The sequence below is a fragment of the Pilosibacter fragilis genome, from assembly GCF_032490495.1.
In the GTDB taxonomy this organism is placed as follows: domain Bacteria; phylum Bacillota; class Clostridia; order Lachnospirales; family Lachnospiraceae; genus Pilosibacter; species Pilosibacter fragilis.
Genome location: NZ_JAVYJB010000003.1, coordinates 154,974 through 173,348, shown reverse-complemented (window position 1 = coordinate 173,348; position 18,375 = coordinate 154,974). Strand labels below are relative to the sequence as shown.

General features: G+C 50.8%; 13 protein-coding genes. 10 read left to right on the top strand and 3 right to left on the bottom strand.

The window, feature by feature from the left end:
• Positions 1–7 precede the first annotated feature (7 nt).
• Complete coding sequence (gene addB / locus ABCW45_RS03385; protein WP_343220272.1) at positions 8–3,556, top strand: helicase-exonuclease AddAB subunit AddB; 3,549 nt, start codon at positions 8–10, stop codon at positions 3,554–3,556.
• Positions 3,556–7,227, top strand: coding sequence for a helicase-exonuclease AddAB subunit AddA (gene addA, locus ABCW45_RS03380; protein ID WP_343220271.1), 3,672 nt, complete (start codon positions 3,556–3,558; stop codon positions 7,225–7,227). Before addB ends, addA begins: the two co-directional genes overlap by 1 nt.
• Positions 7,228–7,439: 212 nt before the next feature.
• Here the strand turns inward: addA and ABCW45_RS03375 are convergent, their stop codons facing one another.
• Positions 7,440–8,060 carry a hypothetical protein gene (locus tag ABCW45_RS03375; protein WP_021904841.1) on the bottom strand — a complete coding sequence of 207 codons (621 nt, stop codon included), beginning with the start codon at positions 8,058–8,060 and terminating at the stop codon, positions 7,440–7,442.
• A gap of 307 nt (positions 8,061–8,367) precedes the next feature.
• Here ABCW45_RS03375 and ABCW45_RS03370 point away from each other — a divergent pair, with 307 nt between their 5' ends.
• From ABCW45_RS03370 to ABCW45_RS03345, 6 genes are all read left to right on the top strand, one after another.
• Positions 8,368–8,748, top strand: coding sequence for a PBECR2 nuclease fold domain-containing protein (locus tag ABCW45_RS03370; protein WP_117484779.1), 381 nt, complete (start codon positions 8,368–8,370; stop codon positions 8,746–8,748).
• Positions 8,749–8,999: 251 nt separating this feature from the next.
• Complete coding sequence (locus ABCW45_RS03365) at positions 9,000–9,950, top strand: MBL fold metallo-hydrolase (protein WP_158553032.1); 951 nt, start codon at positions 9,000–9,002, stop codon at positions 9,948–9,950.
• On the top strand, positions 9,925–10,443 hold the full coding sequence (locus ABCW45_RS03360; RefSeq protein ID WP_343220270.1) for a dihydrofolate reductase: 519 nt from the start codon (positions 9,925–9,927) through the stop codon (positions 10,441–10,443). The genes ABCW45_RS03365 and ABCW45_RS03360 overlap by 26 nt, the downstream gene beginning before the upstream one ends.
• A 470-nt stretch (positions 10,444–10,913) precedes the next feature.
• Positions 10,914–11,798 carry a sulfide/dihydroorotate dehydrogenase-like FAD/NAD-binding protein gene (locus tag ABCW45_RS03355; protein WP_015553565.1) on the top strand — a complete coding sequence of 295 codons (885 nt, stop codon included), beginning with the start codon at positions 10,914–10,916 and terminating at the stop codon, positions 11,796–11,798.
• Positions 11,799–11,820: 22 nt separating this feature from the next.
• Complete coding sequence (gltA, locus tag ABCW45_RS03350; RefSeq protein ID WP_343220269.1) at positions 11,821–13,215, top strand: NADPH-dependent glutamate synthase; 1,395 nt, start codon at positions 11,821–11,823, stop codon at positions 13,213–13,215.
• 196 nt (positions 13,216–13,411) lie between these two features.
• A complete protein-coding gene (locus ABCW45_RS03345) occupies positions 13,412–14,782 on the top strand; it encodes an MATE family efflux transporter (RefSeq protein WP_343220268.1) in 1,371 nt (456 codons plus the stop codon).
• Between the two features lie 199 nt (positions 14,783–14,981).
• On the opposite strand, the gene ABCW45_RS03340 is transcribed toward ABCW45_RS03345, so the two are convergent.
• Both ABCW45_RS03340 and ABCW45_RS03335 read right to left on the bottom strand, forming a co-directional pair.
• Positions 14,982–16,001: a GGGtGRT protein gene (locus ABCW45_RS03340; protein WP_021904832.1), complete on the bottom strand. Its 1,020-nt coding sequence runs from the start codon at positions 15,999–16,001 to the stop codon at positions 14,982–14,984.
• 131 nt (positions 16,002–16,132) lie between these two features.
• Positions 16,133–16,825 (bottom strand): iron-sulfur cluster assembly scaffold protein, encoded by a 693-nt coding sequence (locus ABCW45_RS03335; protein ID WP_343220267.1) that lies wholly within the window; start codon positions 16,823–16,825, stop codon positions 16,133–16,135.
• 499 nt (positions 16,826–17,324) lie between these two features.
• On the opposite strand from ABCW45_RS03335, the gene ABCW45_RS03330 reads away from it, so the two are divergent.
• Positions 17,325–17,576: an acyl carrier protein gene (locus tag ABCW45_RS03330; protein WP_015553560.1), complete on the top strand. Its 252-nt coding sequence runs from the start codon at positions 17,325–17,327 to the stop codon at positions 17,574–17,576.
• A 139-nt stretch (positions 17,577–17,715) separates the two neighbouring features.
• Positions 17,716–18,369, top strand: coding sequence for an endonuclease III domain-containing protein (locus ABCW45_RS03325; RefSeq protein ID WP_117567386.1), 654 nt, complete (start codon positions 17,716–17,718; stop codon positions 18,367–18,369).
• Positions 18,370–18,375: the final 6 nt, after the last annotated feature.

Genomic DNA, 18,375 nt, shown 5'->3' with positions numbered 1-18,375 from the left:
GGATAACATGGGATTATGCATTATCGCCGGCGGTTCCGGTGCCGGAAAAACAGAATATATATACAGGAAGATCATCGAGCTGTCCGCGAAGGAACCGGAGGGCAGGTTTTTTGTGGTGACGCCGGAGCAGGCGACGATGCAGGCCCAGAAGGAGATCGTGAGACTCCACCCGAACCACGGGACGCTGAACATCGACATCGTGAGCTTTGAGCGCCTGGCCTACCGGATCTTCTCGGAGATCTCCCTGCCGCAGCCGGAGGTGCTGGACGATACGGGCAAAAATATGGTCCTCAGAAAGCTTGCCGGGGAAAAGATGGACGAGCTCACCATGTTTTCTGCCCACTTAAACCGCCCGGGATTTATCAGTGAGATCAAGTCCATGCTTTCGGAGCTCTACCAGTACGGGGCGACTCCGGAGGATTTAAAGGCGCAGACAGCCGGGGAACATGTGGGACAGATTCTGGCTGCGAAGCTCTCGGATATGGAAGTGATCTTTGAGGCGTTCCGGGAGTTTACGAAGGAGAAATATATCACGCTGGAGGAACTTCTTGATGTGCTCTGCCGGGTGGCGGACCAGTCTGCCCTTTTGAAGGACAGCACCATGGTTTTAGACGGATACACGGGCTTTACGCCGATCCAGTACCGGCTTATCGGGATTTTACTGAAACTTTGCCGGAATGTCTTTGTGACGGTGTCCGCAACGATGGAGCCGGGGATGGATCTTACGGCAGAGTCGGATGAGACGGATCTCTTTGATATGAGCCGGAAAATGACAGGAAAATTGAAACAGCTGGCGGAGGAGAACGGGGGGAAAATTTACCAGGACCTCGTCTTTTCCAAACGCCCGCTTGTACGGTTCCGGAACAGCCCGGCTCTTGATCATCTGGAGCGGACGTTTTTCCGCTATCCGTATACCCGGTACCACGGCGGAGAGAGAGAGATCATGCTGGTTCAGGCAAAGGACCCGGCGGATGAGATTGACTTTATCACGAACCGGATCGAGGAGCTGGTGAAAAAGGACGGGTACCGCTACCGGGATATCGCCCTGGTCTGCGGGGATCTTCCGGGATATGGCCGGGAGATCACGAGAAGCTTTGAAGAGAATAGGATCCCGCTGTTCTTAGATGAAAACCGGGATGTGTCGGGAAATCCGCTGATCCGGCTGATCCAGAGCGCCCTGGATATTTTGCAGAAGGGCTTTGACTATGAGAGCATGTTCCGGTATCTGAGGACCGGGCTCGTGACAGAGGAGACGGAGGCCGTGGACCGGCTGGAGATCTATGTGCGGGCCATGGGGATCCGGGGATTTGCGAAGTGGGACGCGGCGTGGGAGAAGACCTTTGAGGGCGGAGAAAATTTAAATCTTGTGGAGATGAATGCGTTCCGGGAGAAGATCATGGAACCGCTCCGTGTTTTAAGAGAGCGCTGCGCCGGACGGGGAGTTCCGGTGGCGGTGGTGACGGATGCCTTAAAAGAGCTCCTGGAGACCCTGGGAGCCGAGGAAAAGCTGGAACAGTTTTCGGAGAGGTTCGCGGATTCCGGCATGGACCGGGAGGCGAGGGAGTACGAGGAGATCTATGGTCTTGTCATCGAGCTTTTCGAGAAGTTTAAGAGCCTGTTGGGCGATGAGTGCGTGTCAAGGAGAGAGTACGCGGAGATCCTTTCCGCGGGCTTTTCGGAGCTCTCTGTGGGAATGATCCCCGCGGGGGCGGACCGGGTGGTCTGCGGTGACCTGAAGAGAACGAGACTCGATAAGATCAAGGTCCTCTTTTTCCTCGGTGTGAGCCAGGGCGTGGTTCCGGCGGACCACTCGAAAGGCGGTCTTTTTACGGACAATGAGAGGGAGATCCTAAAGAAGAATTCTATGGAGCTGGCACCAACGGCCAGGGAAGAGGGCTTTATGGAACGATTTTACCTCTATCTCATGATGACGAAGCCGTCGGATCAGCTGATCTTATCTTACCCGACGGTGACGGCGGAGGGAAAACAGACACGGCCGTCCGGAATTATCGGGGAGATGAAAAAACGGTTCCCGGACCTCTTTATCCGGGAGACGGAAGCGGAAAAACGACCGGATATTTCTGTGACGGCGGCGGGAAGAGCCATACTTTCCTGGCTTCAGGAGCCGGACCGGCTGATGGATCCGGAGAATGAGAAGGCGCGGGAGCTTTACAGTTTCCTGTCTTCCGATGAGGCGAAAGCGAAGGAGATGGAAGATCTCGCGAAAGCCGTGGCCTATTCTTATAAGAAAGGCGGCATTGGCCGGGCGGCGGCGAGAGAGCTCTACGGAACACTTTTAAGGGGCAGTGTGACGAGAATGGAAGGTTACGCTGGATGCGCCTACTCCCACTTCCTGAATCATGGACTTGGGCTCCGGGCGGGAAGAGAGTATGAGCTGGACCTCTCCGACATGGGAAATCTGTTCCACCAGTCCCTGGACACCTTTTTCCGCAATGTGCGTGACCATGGAAAGGATTTCCGGACCATCACGGACGCGGAGCGGCGAGCTCTCGTGAAGCGGGCGGTGGAGGAAGTCTCCGCGAAGTACCGGAACACGATCATGAAGAGTTCCGCGAGAAACGCCTACCTGGAAAAAAAGGTGGAGCGGATCACGGACCGGACGGTGCGTGCGCTGATCTACCAGATCCGGAAGGGCGATTTTGAGCCGGAGGCGTTCGAGGTGGATGTGAGCACGCGGATCCCGCTGAAGGATGGGGAAGCCGTGAACCTTCGCGGGCGGATCGACCGCATGGACGTGTTTGAGGATGAGGACAAGATCTATGTGAAGATCATGGACTATAAGTCGGGAAGCACGTCCTTTGACCTGGCGCTTTTGTACCATGGGCTGCAGCTTCAGCTTGTGGTCTACATGGACGCGGCGTTAAAGCTCCAGGAGAGCCGGCATCCGGGGAAACAGGCGGTTCCGGCGGGAATCTTCTATTACCATATCGATGATCCTGTGATCGACCGGGAGGACGGAATGACGGACGAGGAGATCGAGGCGGGAATCTTAAGGAAGCTCCGCATGAATGGTCTCGTGAACAGCAGTCTCGACGTGATCCGGCATATGGACCGGGAGATCGAGAAGGAATCAGATGTGATCCCGGTGGCACTGAAGGACGGGTATGTGCAGGAGTTAAAGTCCTCTGTGGCTGGAGGAAAACGGTTTGCCCATTTGACAGATTATGTAAACCAGAAGCTCAGGGAGATGGGCGAGGAGATCCTGGATGGAAATGTGGCAGTGGATCCCTACAAGCAGGGGAACCGGACGGCGTGCGATTACTGTCCGTACCACAGTGTGTGTGGGTTTGATCTGAAGACTGATGGGTATGGATTCCGGAGATTTAAGCCTATGAAGGCGCAGGAGATCTGGAAGGAGATCGACCAGGAAGAAGATGGGGAAGAGATGGATTCCGGTGCAGTGGAAGATGCTGCAGATAAGGTCGATCCTGTACAGCTGGATCCCGGTAAAACGAAGAAGAAAACTTTAGAGGGCATAGAAAGCGGGAAAAAGAAATCGCCTGGAAAAGAAAATGACGGAAAGGAGATTCTGTAATGGCGACAAAGTGGACAGACGAGCAGAAAAAAGTCATTGAGACGAGACACCGGAATCTCCTTGTCTCGGCGGCAGCAGGAAGCGGAAAGACGGCAGTCCTCGTTGAGCGGATCATCCGCATGATCACAGACCCGGAACACCCGGTGGATATCGATAAGCTGCTGGTCATGACCTTCACGAACGCGGCGGCGGAGGAGATGCGGGAGCGTGTGGAGACGGCACTCGGGAAGCTTCTGGACGAGGATCCGGGGAATAGGAATCTGGAGCGCCAGAACACGCTGATCCACCACGCGAAGATCACCACCATCGACAGCTTCTGCTTAAACCTTCTGCGGGAACATTTCCACGAGCTGGACCTGGATCCTGGATTCCGGGTGGCGGACGAAGGCGAGCTGATGCTCTTAAAAGCCGATGTGATGAAGGAGCTTCTGGAGGAATATTACGGAAGGGAAGATGAGCGGTTCATAAAGTTTGTGGATACCTACGCCACAGGGCGGACAGACGGTGGATTGGAAGAGTATATTTTAAAGGTATGGGAGTTCTCCCAGAGCAATCCGTGGCCGGGGGAGTGGATCGCGGCCTGCAGGAAGGAACTCTGGGCTGGCGGAACCGGTGAAGATGGGGATCCTATGGAGGAGACCGCATGGATGAAGTATCTGATCCAGGATGTGAAACGCCAGGCGGAAGAATTCTTAGACGGACTTTACGAGGCAGCGGATCTCGCGGCAGAGGAAGACGGTCCCCAGGCATATGCACCGATGTTAGCGGAAGACATCCGGGGAATGGAAGAACTCAGGGAAGCCGGGACTTACCAGGAGATTGCGGAGTGCCTTGAGGAGCTGAAGTTTGGAAGGCTGGCGGCTGTCCGGGGAAAAAATATGGACCCGGAGAAGAAAGAACAGGCAGCGGCCTACAGGAACCTCGCAAAGGACGGCATCAAGAAGATGAAGGCATTGTACCTTCCAGGAGATATCGATGAGGTGTTCGCGGATCTCGACGCCTGCCGGGAGCCGATCCTGATGCTTTTGGAGCTTGCGGAGGAGTTTTCTGCGAAATTCCAGGAGGCGAAGGAGGAGAAAAACCTGGTGGACTTTAATGACCTGGAACATTTTGCGCTGGAAGTCCTCACCGGAGGCAGCCTGGATCATAAGCCGGGACTGGTGGCGGATGAACTCTCGGAGATCTACGAGGAGATCCTTGTGGACGAATACCAGGACAGCAACGAGGTCCAGGAGACGCTGATCCGCTGTGTTTCCAGGGAGCGGTTCGGGACGCCGAATGTGTTTATGGTGGGTGATGTGAAGCAGAGCATCTATAAGTTCCGTCTCGCGAAACCAGAGCTGTTTCTGGAAAAGTATGAGTCCTACGGGAAAGAGGACGGGCTGTACCAGAAGATTGAGCTCCACAAGAACTTCCGAAGCCGGCCGGAGGTGCTTTCCAGCATCAATGACGTGTTCTACCGGATCATGACGAAGCAGCTTGGCAATATTAAGTACACGGATGACGCGGCGTTGTATCCGGGGGCGGAATTTCCGGCACTGCCGGTGGACGGTCAGGCGAAGACGGAGGTCCTGCTTTTAAATACCGGGGATCCGCTGTTTGACGGCATGGACGAGGAGAAGGCGGATTATACCGCGAAGGAGGCGGAGGCGAGACTTATCGCCGGGGAGATCAAAAAACTCACGGACCCGGAACACGGGATGAAGATCTTTAACGGGAAGACCGGGGAGTATGAGCCGTTAAAGAAGAAGGACATCGTGATCCTGCTCCGCAGTCTCTCCGGGTGGTCCGAGGAATTTTTAAGTGTCCTTGGGGCAGCAGGGATCCCCGCCTACGCGGATTCCAGGACCGGATATTTCACGGCGGTGGAAGTGGAGACCGTGCTCAACATGCTGGCACTCATCGACAATCCAATGCAGGATATTCCGTTAGCTGGTGTGTTAAAGTCGCCCATCGGCGGCATGAAGGACCGGGAGCTGGCCATCGTGATGGCGGAATTCAAGAAAGATCCGGACCGCGGGGAAGACGTTGGATTTTATGGGGCGGTGAAAAGATATTTGGAGAAACACGGGGAATCGGAGGAAGATGCGGTTATCTATCGCAAGTTGGCAGCATTCCAAAATCTCCTGACGACTCTGAGAGAAGAATCTATGTACCTCCCGGTCTCTCGCCTGATCTACCGGATCTTCGACCTCACCGGGTACGACAAGTACGCCGCCGCCATGCCGGCAGGAAAGACGAGGCAGGCGAACCTCGCCATGCTGGTGCAGAAAGCGGAAGATTACGAGAAGACCAGTTATCAGGGACTTTTCGACTTTATCCGGTACATCGAGAAGTTAAAAAAATACAACACCGACTTCGGTGAGGCTTCCCGCTCCGGGGAACATGACGACGCGGTGCGGATCATGAGCATCCACAAGAGCAAAGGTCTGGAGTTCCCGGTGGTGTTCTTAGCCGGATGCGGGAAGAAATTCAACAGACAGGACGCGAGAGGACGGATCCTGATCGACGAGGAGCTTGGAATCGCAGCGGATTTCTTCGACCCGGAGAAGAAGGTCAAGGCACCGACGTTAAAGAAAAATGTCCTGGCGAGACGGTCAAATCTGGAAAACATGGGCGAGGAGCTTCGTATCCTCTATGTTGCCATGACCCGTGCGAAGGAAAAACTGATCATCACCGCAGGCGACAAGTATATGGACAACAAGCTGGAAAAATGGGGTGGGATCCCGGCTGGCGGCTCGCTGCCGTTTACGATCTTAAGCGCGGCATCCTCCTATCTGGACTGGATCCTGATGGCGTCAAACGGGGCGAAAAACACCCTCGATGTGAAGAATGTTCCGGTGAAGGACCTTCTCGTGGAGGAGGCGAAGAACCAGGAGGAGAAGGCAAAGATCTATCTGGAACTGGAACAGCTGCGGAAAGCGCAGCCGGAGAAAATTCCGGGGCTCATCGGGGTAAAATATCCTTACGCGGCGGACCTTGCGCTGCACGCAAAGATGTCAGTTTCGGAGCTTAAGGAACAGGGGCAGTTTGTGGATGACGCGGAGAGTGCGTTTTTGATTAAGAACGTCAGGGAAAAAGAAGATTCAGAAATTATTGATAAAATGTCTGATACAGCGGCCGAAGAAAAAGCCAGAATAAAGCGTGCCTCCGACCGCGGTACCGCTTACCACCGTGCCCTGGAGCTGATCCACTTCGCGGAAATTTCCGGTTACGATGATATCGTGAAAGAACTCGACCGGATCCGTGAGGAAAAGCGGATGCAGGAGACCGCCATCGATATGGTTTATCCGGGCGTTTTGACGAAGTTTTTCCACTCAGATATTGCAGCCCGCATGAAACAGGCGGACCGGAACGGAAAATTGCGGAAAGAGAGCCAGTTTGTGGTGGGTATCCCTGCACGAGAGATGAACAAGGCGGATTCCGATGCGCTGATCCTGTTACAGGGTATCATCGACGCCTGGTTCGAGGAGGATGACGGTCTCGTACTTGTGGATTACAAGACAGACCGGGTAAAAGAAGGCGGAGAGAATATACTTCTGGACCGCTACCAGATCCAGCTCTTCTACTACGCAAAGGCACTTGCCCAGATCACCGGGAAAGAGGTGAAGGAAGCCGTGATCTACTCTCTGGCGCTGCAGAAAGAGATTCTGGTCCCGATCAATTTATGATAAGATATGATCAAAAACTGCCCGGCACCATAACTAAGGTGCCGGGCAGCGGTTTTTTATGTAACAGGAAATTCAGAGGAATTCCCTGTTACATAAAAAGGCACAAAGATGCGCACTCGCGCGAAGACGTAGATTGTCGCAAGCGACCGCGCGAGGCGCGAGAATGTGCCAAGGTACATTCTTTTTCAAGTTATGAAGTTATCACAAAAAAATTAGTCCGCAATGATCAGCTCTTTTGCATACGGCAGAGTCCCGATCCAGTCGCAGAAGGTATGCCACTCCACAAGCTTGTGAGCCTTTCTCGCATGATAAATATTGACGAGTGTCTCATAATTCATTGTGCAGGTGCGCATCTGGTTGTAGCTGGACGGGAGAAGCTGGATCATGTCGTACCAGTCCTCCTTATTTTTTCCTTCGTTCATGTATTTCAGACGGATCTGTTCGAGGCGGTCTACAACGGTCTGCATATAAGCGAGCGTATCCGGAGTCATATGATCATGGCTGAAATCATCGATGTCGAACGGCTTGGAGTGGATTTTATGCATGGTGCTTGTGGAGTTTGCAACAGTCGCCACTTTGTAGGTGTCATATTCCTTCCACCAGTAGAGCGGAGCCGTAATATCCACGGATACAAAGATCTGGCGGATAAACTTTCTGTGGTCGCTTCCAGCCATGCGGAGACGCTTCGCAAGATCGAGATCGTTCGGTCCAAAGACAAAGTTTCCGTCCTCATCATAGCTGCTGTCCATACGTCCCCAGCTGTTCAGCGGGTTTCTTGCGCCGCGCATGGCATTTTCAAAGTTCATGACGCTTGTGCGTTCAAATTTTATCATAATGTTTTCTCTCCTTGGTTAAAGTCTGGCGGATATGGCATATATTCCATATATACCGGATGCATTCCCATTATAGCTATTTTTTCTTGCAGACACAAGATGATTTTAAGAAGCATTGCAATGTGCGTGTAAATCTGTTACGATATACATAATAAAAATTACTTGTTGATATGTGTTTCATATTTCTATCCCAAGCTATCTATTAGTTTAGCGGTTCTGAACATCTTTATTTTCTGGTGCTTCTAGCAATTTATATGCCAGAGTCTATGAAATCTTATAAGTAAACCCGATAAAAGAGGTATTTGTATTGTATATTGTTGGAAAAATTGATGTGAAAATTTATAGGTGCATATCAGAATACATAATTACAGACGAAGTGATTATTACAGATGAGCGAGTTGGTCATGTGAAGGAAAGACATCCTGATGATTATGAAAAATACTGTGAATACTTAAAAGAGATTGTTGAGCATCCTGACTATATTATTGAAGCGAACAAACCTGATACAGCTTTGATTTTAAAACAAATTATAGAATCAAAAGAGAAACAGTTTAAAACAGTTTTGAGATTAAAGACATCGACAGATAAGCCGGAATATAAGAATTCTATTATTACGTTTATGAAAATCAATGAAAAAGAATGGAAAAGACTTCTGAGAAATAAAAGGATTCTTTACAAACGGGAATAAAATTGATATACTAAGCATAACTTAATCAGGCTTTACCCAGATGATCGTTTGAGGTGGAAGATTTCGTACCCGTCCACACGCCGATGGCTTGACAGGGGAAACCCGAGAGATGCAGGAGAATGGTACGCCTGCCAAATGATTGTCTGGCTAAGTATATAAAAGATAGTGGATACCACCAACTAATAAGCGGGTGGTATTTTATATTTGTACAGGCAATGTCAAATAATAATCAATTAGAGAAAGATAAAAAAATGGAAAATGATTATATCGTCTGCGTCTGCGGGGACGCGAGCCGGGCGGCGTATCTCATTAAGGGTGAGAAGAACGTGCTCTTTGACGCCGGAATGGCCTACTCCGCGGACAGAATGATCGAAAATATTAAACGGGAACTGGGAGATCAGCCGCTGGACGCGGTTCTCTTGTCCCATTCCCACTATGACCATATCTCCGGCGTTCCGTTTCTCAGAAAGGAATGGCCGGATCTTGTGGTATATGGAAGTGCCTACGCGAAGAGGATCCTGGAGAAGCTGTCAGCGAAAAAGACGATGCGGGAGCTTTCCGACGCGGCGGCCCAGGGGGCAGGCCTGAAAAAAGCCCCGGACTACCGGGACGAGGATCTTGTGGTGGACAAGGTCGTAAAAGAGGGGGATGTCCTAGACTTCGGTGATCATAAGATCACGGTATTCGAGACACCTGGACACACAAAATGTTCCCTGTCCTACATGGTGGACCACGATGTGGTCTTTGCCAGCGAGACGGTGGGCGTGACCACTAGCGAGGTGTATATGCCCTGCTACCTCGTCGGATACCAGATGTCCCTGGACGCGGTAGAAAAGCTGCGCCGTGCGGGGGCAAAGCGGATCTTCATTACACATGTGGGAATCCTGACACCGGAGGACGCAGGAACAGCGTTGCTTCCGGGCTTAAAGAAGGAAGAATTTTCCACGGACCGGGTATGGGATTATCTGGAGGCAGGACTGAAGCGGACAAAAGATGAGATCGTGGAGATCATCAAAAAATACCCGACAGAGGAAGAACGCCTTAAGGTCATGCTGGCGACGTATCACAAAGGCGTAAAGCAGGAAGAACAGCCGGATTTCGCGTTCCTTTTAAACGCGGCGGCGACGCTAAAAGTTGTCGAGCGGGAATGCATGAATGAAAAGGAGGAAAGCAGCCATGAATATCATTGCGGCAGTAGATAAACACTGGGCCATTGGAAACAGAGGAAAACTCCTGGTGACGATCCCGGATGACCAGAAGCTTTTCCGTGAGGAGACAAAGGGAAAAGTGATCGTCATGGGAAGAAAGACACTGGAAAGTCTTCCGGCAGGACAGCCATTGGCAGGGCGGATAAACGTGGTCCTCACAAGGGATGAGGCGTACAAGGCAAAGGGATGCGAGATTTTTCATAATCTGCAGGATGCCCTGAAATACTTAAAGCAGTTCAAGTCAGAGGATATTTTTGTGATCGGCGGCGCTGAAATTTACGAGACGTTCCTCCCGTACTGCGATACTGCCCACATTACATGGATCGACTACGAGTATATGGCAGATACCTGGCTTCCGAATCTGGACAAAGAGCCGGACTGGGAGATAACGGCGGACAGCGACGAACAGACATACTTTGATCTCTGCTATGAATTCCGGAGATATGAGAGAACCGGGAAGAAAGCACTGGCGATGGGAGAAGTATAGGAGTTGTCAGATGCTGGCTTCAGAAAAGAAGCTTGCTTGCGAAAACAATCGTAACTATTCAGTACCTTCATAGTTACGTGCAAAAATCCATTCCAGATCAGCTTCGCTGATGGGATTTTTGCCTTCCAGCCTATGTTTTCTTACGGTCAGCGCAGCAAGTGCGCAGAACTACTGAACAGTTACAAATAATCACTGCGTTACAGGAAAGTGATACAGAAGTACAGAAAAATAAAGGAAACTATGTTGCGCATCCAGGCAAAAGATGATAAAATATCTCTAATATTGCCGTATTGCTGTAAGAACAGCGGGCAATAAGTGTGTGTGAATGGTCTGATATCCGAAAACACATCGGAGTCAGATCTGCAATCAGTGTGTGATGGATGAGAAAGCAGCCATTGTGCTGCAATCGTATGATTTCTGTGCCGAAAATCTCAGGTGCAGAAAGACTCAGGAAACAGGAGGTATGGGATATGTACCCTATTTTAGAGGCAAAAAAGCTTGCAGATAAGATCTATCTGATGGTCGTAAAAGCCCCGAGAATTTCCGCGAACTGCAAACCGGGTGAGTTTGTGATCGTGAAGATGGATGAGAAGGGCGAGCGCATTCCGCTTACGATCTGTGATTATGACCGTGAGAAGGAGACGATCACCATCGTATTCCAGACAGTGGGCGCGTCCACAGAGCGTATGTCCGCGTTACAGGCCGGAGATTCCTTCCGCGACGTTGTCGGACCGCTTGGAAATCCGTCTGATTTCGTAAAAGAAGATATCGAAGAATTAAAGAAGAAAAAATATCTGTTCGTTGCGGGCGGTGTCGGAACCGCTCCGGTATACCCGCAGGTAAAATGGTTAAAGGAACATGGGATCGATGTTGATGTCATCATGGGATCCAAGACAAAGGATCTGCTGATCCTTGAGGAGGAGATGAAGGCTGTTGCCGGAAATCTCTATGTGACAACAGATGACGGCTCTTACGGACACAAGGGAATGGTTACCGAGGTCATCAAGGATCTTGTCAACAATCAGGGCAAGAAATACGATGTCTGCGTTGCGATCGGACCGATGATCATGATGAAATTCGTATGTCTTCTCACAAAAGAACTTGAGATTCCGACAGTCGTAAGCTTAAACCCGATCATGGTAGACGGAACCGGTATGTGCGGTGCCTGTCGTGTGACCGTAGACGGCAAGGTGAAATTCGCCTGCGTAGACGGACCGGAATTTGACGGACATGCCGTAAACTTCGACGAAGCAATGAAACGTCAGCAGATGTATAAGACTGAGGAAGGCCGTGCACTTTTAAAACTCCGTGAGGGCGATACCCACCACGGCGGATGCGGTAACTGCAGCGAATGATCGGTGATATGGAGGAAATGACATGGATGGAATGAAAAAAGTCCCGGTAAGAGAGCAGGAGCCGAAGGTTCGCGCAACGAACTTCGAGGAAGTCTGCTATGGATATAATGAAGAAGAGGCTGTCGCAGAGGCGTCCAGATGCTTAAACTGCAAAAACGCGAGATGTGTACAGGGATGTCCGGTTAAGATCGATATCCCGGCATTCGTAAAAGAAGTAAAAGAAGGAAATTACGCAGAGGCTGCAAAGGTCATCGGCAGATCCTCCGCGCTTCCGGCTGTCTGCGGACGTGTCTGCCCGCAGGAGAGCCAGTGCGAGGGCCAGTGTGTCCGCGGCATCAAGGGCGAGGCTGTCTCCATCGGTAAGCTCGAGCGTTTCGTAGCTGACTGGTCCAGAGAGAACGGTGTCGTTCCGGAGAAGCCGGAGAAGACAAACGGCATCAAGGTCGCTGTCATCGGTTCCGGTCCGTCCGGTCTTACCTGTGCAGGTGATCTCGCGAAACTTGGATATGAGGTAACGATCTTTGAGGCACTTCACGAGCCGGGCGGAGTTTTAACCTACGGTATCCCGGAGTTCCGTCTCCCGAAACAGGGCGTTGTACAGCCGGAGATCGAGAATGTGAAGAAGCTCGGCGTTGATATCGAGACAAACGTAATTATCGGCAAGTCTGTAACGGTGGATGAGCTGATGGATGAAGAGGGATACAAGGCTGTCTTCATCGGTTCCGGTGCCGGTCTTCCGAGATTCATGGGAATCCCGGGCGAGAACGCGAACGGCGTATTCTCCGCGAACGAGTACCTCACAAGAAGCAACCTGATGAAGGCGTTCCGCGATGACTACGATACCCCGATCGCAGCAGGAAAGAAGGTTGCTGTTGTCGGCGGTGGAAACGTTGCGATGGATGCAGCGAGAACCGCTCTCCGTCTCGGTGCGGAGGTTCATATCGTATACAGAAGAAGTGAGGCTGAGCTTCCGGCAAGAGCGGAGGAAGTTCACCACGCAAAGGAAGAGGGAATCATCTTCAACCTCTTAACAAACCCGACGGAGATCCTGACCGATGAAAAGGGCTGGGTCAAGGGCATGACTGTAAGAAAGATGGAACTCGGCGAGCCGGATGCATCCGGAAGACGCCGTCCGGTAGAGATCGAAGGTTCCGACTACACCATCGATGTCGATACCGTCATCATGGCTCTCGGTACTTCCCCGAACCCGCTGATCTCCTCCACAACAGGTGGACTTGAGATCAACAAGCACAGATGCATCGTTGCAGATGAGGCGAATGGCCAGACATCCCGCGAGGGTGTATTCGCAGGCGGAGATGCTGTGACAGGTGCTGCTACCGTTATTCTTGCCATGGAGGCAGGAAAAGCAGGAGCGCGCGGAATCCATGAGTATCTGAGCAGTAAGAAAGCAGAATAAAAAGAGGCGGGTCAAGACCGGACCGATCTTGACCGGATGATAAAGAGCTGCTGTGGAAGAGGACTTCCGTCGGCGGCTCTTTTGATTCACAGGAGCTTTCTGTGGATCAAAAAGGCACGACTGTGCCGAGAAAGCACACTTGCGCGAAGAAGTAGGTTGCATATCTGTAAAAAAATAAGATACGGAGGAAGCAAGCATGAGGAGTCCCATGACTCAGGAAGAACGATATATCAAAATGACAGAAACCCCGATCTCCCGGCTGATCCCCAGTCTGGCGATCCCAACGATCATCAGTATGCTGGTGACATCCATCTATAATATGGCGGACACCTTCTTCGTCAGTCGGATCAGCACCAGTGCATCGGCAGCGGTAGGCGTCAGTTATTCGCTGATGGCGATGATCCAGGCACTTGGATTTACACTTGGAATGGGAAGCGGAAATTATCTTTCCAGAGTCCTTGGAAGCCGGGATGAGGAGAAGGCCGAGCGGATCGCCTCCACCGGTTTTTATACGGCTATTTTTGTAGGACTTGTGTTTGCGGCGATCTGTCTGCCGAATCTGGATCTGCTGGTGCGCCTTTTAGGGGCCACCGATACGATTGCACCATATGCGAAGGATTATGCGAAATACATTCTGATGGCAGCACCTGTCATGACGGGAGCCCTTTCTATGAATAATCTGCTCCGGTTTCAGGGACTTGCCGTTTATTCCATGATCGGAATCACAACCGGTGGGATCCTGAATATGATCCTGGATCCGATCCTTATTTTTGGCCTGAATCTTGGAATCTCCGGTGCGGCTCTGGCAACGGCGCTCAGCCAGTGCATCAGCTTTGGAATCCTGTTCTTCCAGAGCCTTTTGAGAAAGGATTGTGTCCATCTCAAACCGGGGAAGATCACCTTGTCTCTTTCACTCTATGGAGAGATTCTCCATGGCGGAATCCCGTCACTTTGTCGTCAAGGCGTTGCTAGCATTGCAACCGCGGCGTTAAATGTAGCGGCGAATCCGTTCGGAGATGCAGCGATCGCAGCACTTTCCATTGTGAGCCGTTATATGATGTTCATTGGTTCGGCCATGATCGGCTTCGGACAGGGCTTTCAGCCGGTGTGCGGATTCAATTTCGGTGCGAAACGGTATGACCGCGTATTGGAAGCTTTCTGGTTCTGCGTTAAGGTCGCTGTGGTATTTCTGGTGACACTTTCGATCGTAAGCTTTGTCGGCGCTCCGCAGATCATGCGGATCTTCCGGAAGGAAGATCTTGATGTGATCGAGATCGGAACCTGGGCATTGCGCTTCCAGTGCGTTACCCTGCCGTTGTCGGCATGGATCGTTATGTCCAATATGATGACGCAGACGATCGGATATGGCTTCCGCGCTTCCCTTGTGGCAGCAGGACGTCAGGGATTATTCCTGATCCCGGCACTCTTTGTTCTTCCGGTGAAATTCGGAATCCGAGGTCTGCAGCTGTGCCAGCCGGTAGCAGATGCTCTGACCTTTGTGCTGGGAGTAGTGATTGTTCTGGGGATTTTGCGGGAGCTGAAGGAAAAACAGGAGCAGCCGGAATAGACGAAAAGAACATAAAACAGGATTTTATCCGAAAGAAGATCATTTGAATTCATGAATCTGGGGCTGTCGCACTAATGTGCGGCAGCCCCAGATTCTTTGGTATACAAGTGTGGTATACAAATAATCGACAAATGAACGACTTTTTATTACTATCCCACACTATAAACGACTTGAAAAAGTCCCATAAAATAAGGATTTTTTAGAACTTTCCTTCATCAGCAGCCTGCTGTACGGAAACAGCAACAGCAACTGTCGCACCAACCATCGGGTTGTTGCCCATACCGATCAGACCCATCATCTCAACGTGAGCCGGAACGGAGGAGGAACCTGCGAACTGTGCGTCAGAGTGCATACGGCCCATGGTATCTGTCATACCGTAGGAAGCCGGACCTGCTGCCATGTTATCCGGGTGAAGGGTACGGCCTGTGCCGCCGCCGGATGCTACGGAGAAGTACTTCTTGCCTTTTTCTACGCATTCCTTCTTGTATGTACCTGCAACCGGATGCTGGAAACGTGTCGGGTTTGTGGAGTTACCGGTGATGGAAACGTCTACGCCCTCTTTCCACATGATTGCAACGCCCTCTGTTACGTCGTTAGCACCGTAGCAGTTTACCTTTGCACGCGGGCTTTCCGGATCAGCGGAATAGCATTTGCGGAATACTTCCTCAACCTCGCCGGTATAGTAGTTCATCTTTGTCTCAACATATGTGAAGCCGTTGATACGGGAGATGATCTGTGCAGCGTCTTTTCCAAGACCGTTTAAAATGACACGGAGCGGTTTTTTACGAACCTTGTTTGCCTTCTCTGCGATACCGATCGCACCCTCTGCAGCAGCGAAGGATTCGTGTCCTGCAAGGAAGCAGAAGCAGTCAGTCTCTTCCTCAAGGAGCATTTTACCGAGGTTACCATGTCCAAGACCTACTTTTCTCTGGTCAGCAACGGAACCCGGGATACAGAAAGCCTGAAGACCTTCACCGATCGCAGCAGCAGCATCTGCAGCACGGCGGCAGCCTTTCTTGATCGCAATCGCAGCGCCTACTGTGTAAGCCCAGCAAGCGTTCTCAAAGCAGATTGGCTGGATCTTCTTTACCTGATCATATACGTTAAGGCCAGCATCCTTTGTGATCTTCTCAGCTTCTTCGATGGATGCGATGCCATAGCTGTTTAATACGGAATTGATCTTATCAATTCTTCTCTCATAGGATTCAAATAATGCCATTTTATTCTCCTTCTTCCATTAAAACTCACGGAAATGTTACGTCAGTTCTTCATTGTGAAAACGGGAAACGCGAACTTTGCGCTGCTCCGTTTGCGCAGCGTAAAATTTCCCGCAAGGCGTGAAATTTTACTTTACTCCTGACGCGGATCAATGATCTTCACTGCATCTGCTACGCGGCCGTACTGTCCTTTTGCCTTCTCGTAAGCAGTTGTCGGATCGTCGCCTTTTTTGATGAAGTCAGTCATCTTACCAAGATTTACGAACTGGTAGCCGATGATCTGGTCCTCAGCGTCAAGAGCGATACCGGTTACATAGCCTTCAGCCATCTCAAGGTAACGCGGTCCCTTCTTTAAAGTACCGTACATGGTACCAACCTGAGAACGGAGACCTTTACCGAGGTCCTCAAGGCCTGCGCCGACCGGAAGACCTTCTTCGGAGAATGCACTCTGAGTTCTTCCGTAAACGATCTGGAGGAAGAGCTCTCTCATTGCTGTATTGATCGCATCACAGACAAGGTCAGTGTTTAATGCTTCGAGGATCGTTCTGCCCGGAAGGATCTCTGCTGCCATAGCTGCGGAGTGGGTCATACCGGAACATCCGATGGTTTCTACAAGTGCTTCCTGAATGATACCCTCTTTTACATTCAGGGTCAGCTTACAGGCACCCTGCTGCGGAGCACACCAGCCAATCCCGTGTGTCAGACCGGAAATATCTTTGATTTCCTTAGACTGTACCCATTTCGCTTCCTCCGGGATCGGAGCTGCGCCATGGTTCACGCCCTGCGCAACCGTGCACATCTGTTCTACTTCATGTGAATAAATCATGTTGAGACTCCTTTCAATATATGGTTCTTAATGCTCGTTAAAAAAATCACATCATACCCGTTTCATTTTCTCACAAAAATCATGTTTCGTCCATACCTTTTTCCAAAATATTCAAATTTTGAGAAGTAATTTTAACAGAAATCGGAGCTATGACAGGACAGCAGAACCCGGGATTTCTTATAGTGGAATGAGTTTTATATCTCGGAAAATCATGTTCTAAATATGTCTTGGCACATCCATATGCCTGGCATAGATGTTCGCGGCGGCAAGCAATTTCATACTGGTGTGCATTGCAGATTACTGTACACGGGAAGGAATTTTCTGAACTGAAAATTCCGTACAGGACAGTGGTGGGAGTGGATTTTGCCGATTTGGCATGCGGCATCTTTTTGAAAGGAAAATCATTGTAAACCAGACATTTCAGCGTTATACTAAAAGGAACGTAACTTCGTCTTCCTGGATGTTCAGATCCTGGGAGCACATAAACGGAGGTGGGTAAATGGATCCTCAAAAAAATGATCTGACAGAACAGGAAGAACTGAAAATTCTCGGAGAGATCCTGGAAGCGTACATCGACACACCGATCGAAAAAGACGCATTTCTGATCAGTGATCTCGGGCTTGATTCCTTCCTGATCGTATACTTTATATCGGAAGTGGATGACCGGTTCGGCGTGACGATTGAGATGCCGGAACATGTGGAATATATGACGGTCCAGGACGTGCTGGATCAGCTGAATCAGAAAAACTGACTGCCTGAAAATTGCGGACAGCATCAAATTCTAGAACAACTGCCGAAGAAAATTCTGGCTGGTGTCTATGAAAAACATAAACGGCAGCTGATTTTGGACATGCGGGGAAAACAGGCAGGAAATATACAGGAGCATACATATGGAAAAAACACTTGAAGAAAAGAAGAAACTTGCGGCAAAAGTGATTGCGGCATTAAAAAAAGAATACCCGGATGCCGGCTGCACCCTGGATTACAACGAGGCGTGGAAACTTTTAGTCAGTGTCCGCCTTGCGGCTCAGTGTACCGACGCCAGAGTCAATGTGGTAGTCCAGGATCTCTACAAAAAGTTTCCGGATGTGAAGGCATTGGCGGAAGCAGATGTGGACGAGATCGAGGAGATCGTCCGCCCCTGCGGCCTTGGAAGAAGCAAGGCCCGGGACATCAGCGCCTGCATGAAGATTCTTTACGAGCAGTATCACGGAAACGTACCGGATGATTTCGATGCCCTCTTAAAGCTTCCGGGCGTTGGAAGAAAGAGTGCAAACCTTATTATGGGGGATGTATTCGGGAAACCGGCGATCGTCACTGATACCCACTGTATCCGCCTGACGAACCGGATCGGTCTTGTGGATGGGATCAAGGAGCCGAAAAAAGTGGAGATGGCTCTCTGGAAGATCATCCCGCCGGAAGAGGGCAATGATTTCTGCCACAGACTTGTAGAACATGGCCGGGCTGTCTGTACAGCGCGGACGAAACCGTACTGTGACAAATGCTGTCTGGCAGAATTTTGTGAGAAGAACGGAGTGGAGTAAAGAGAC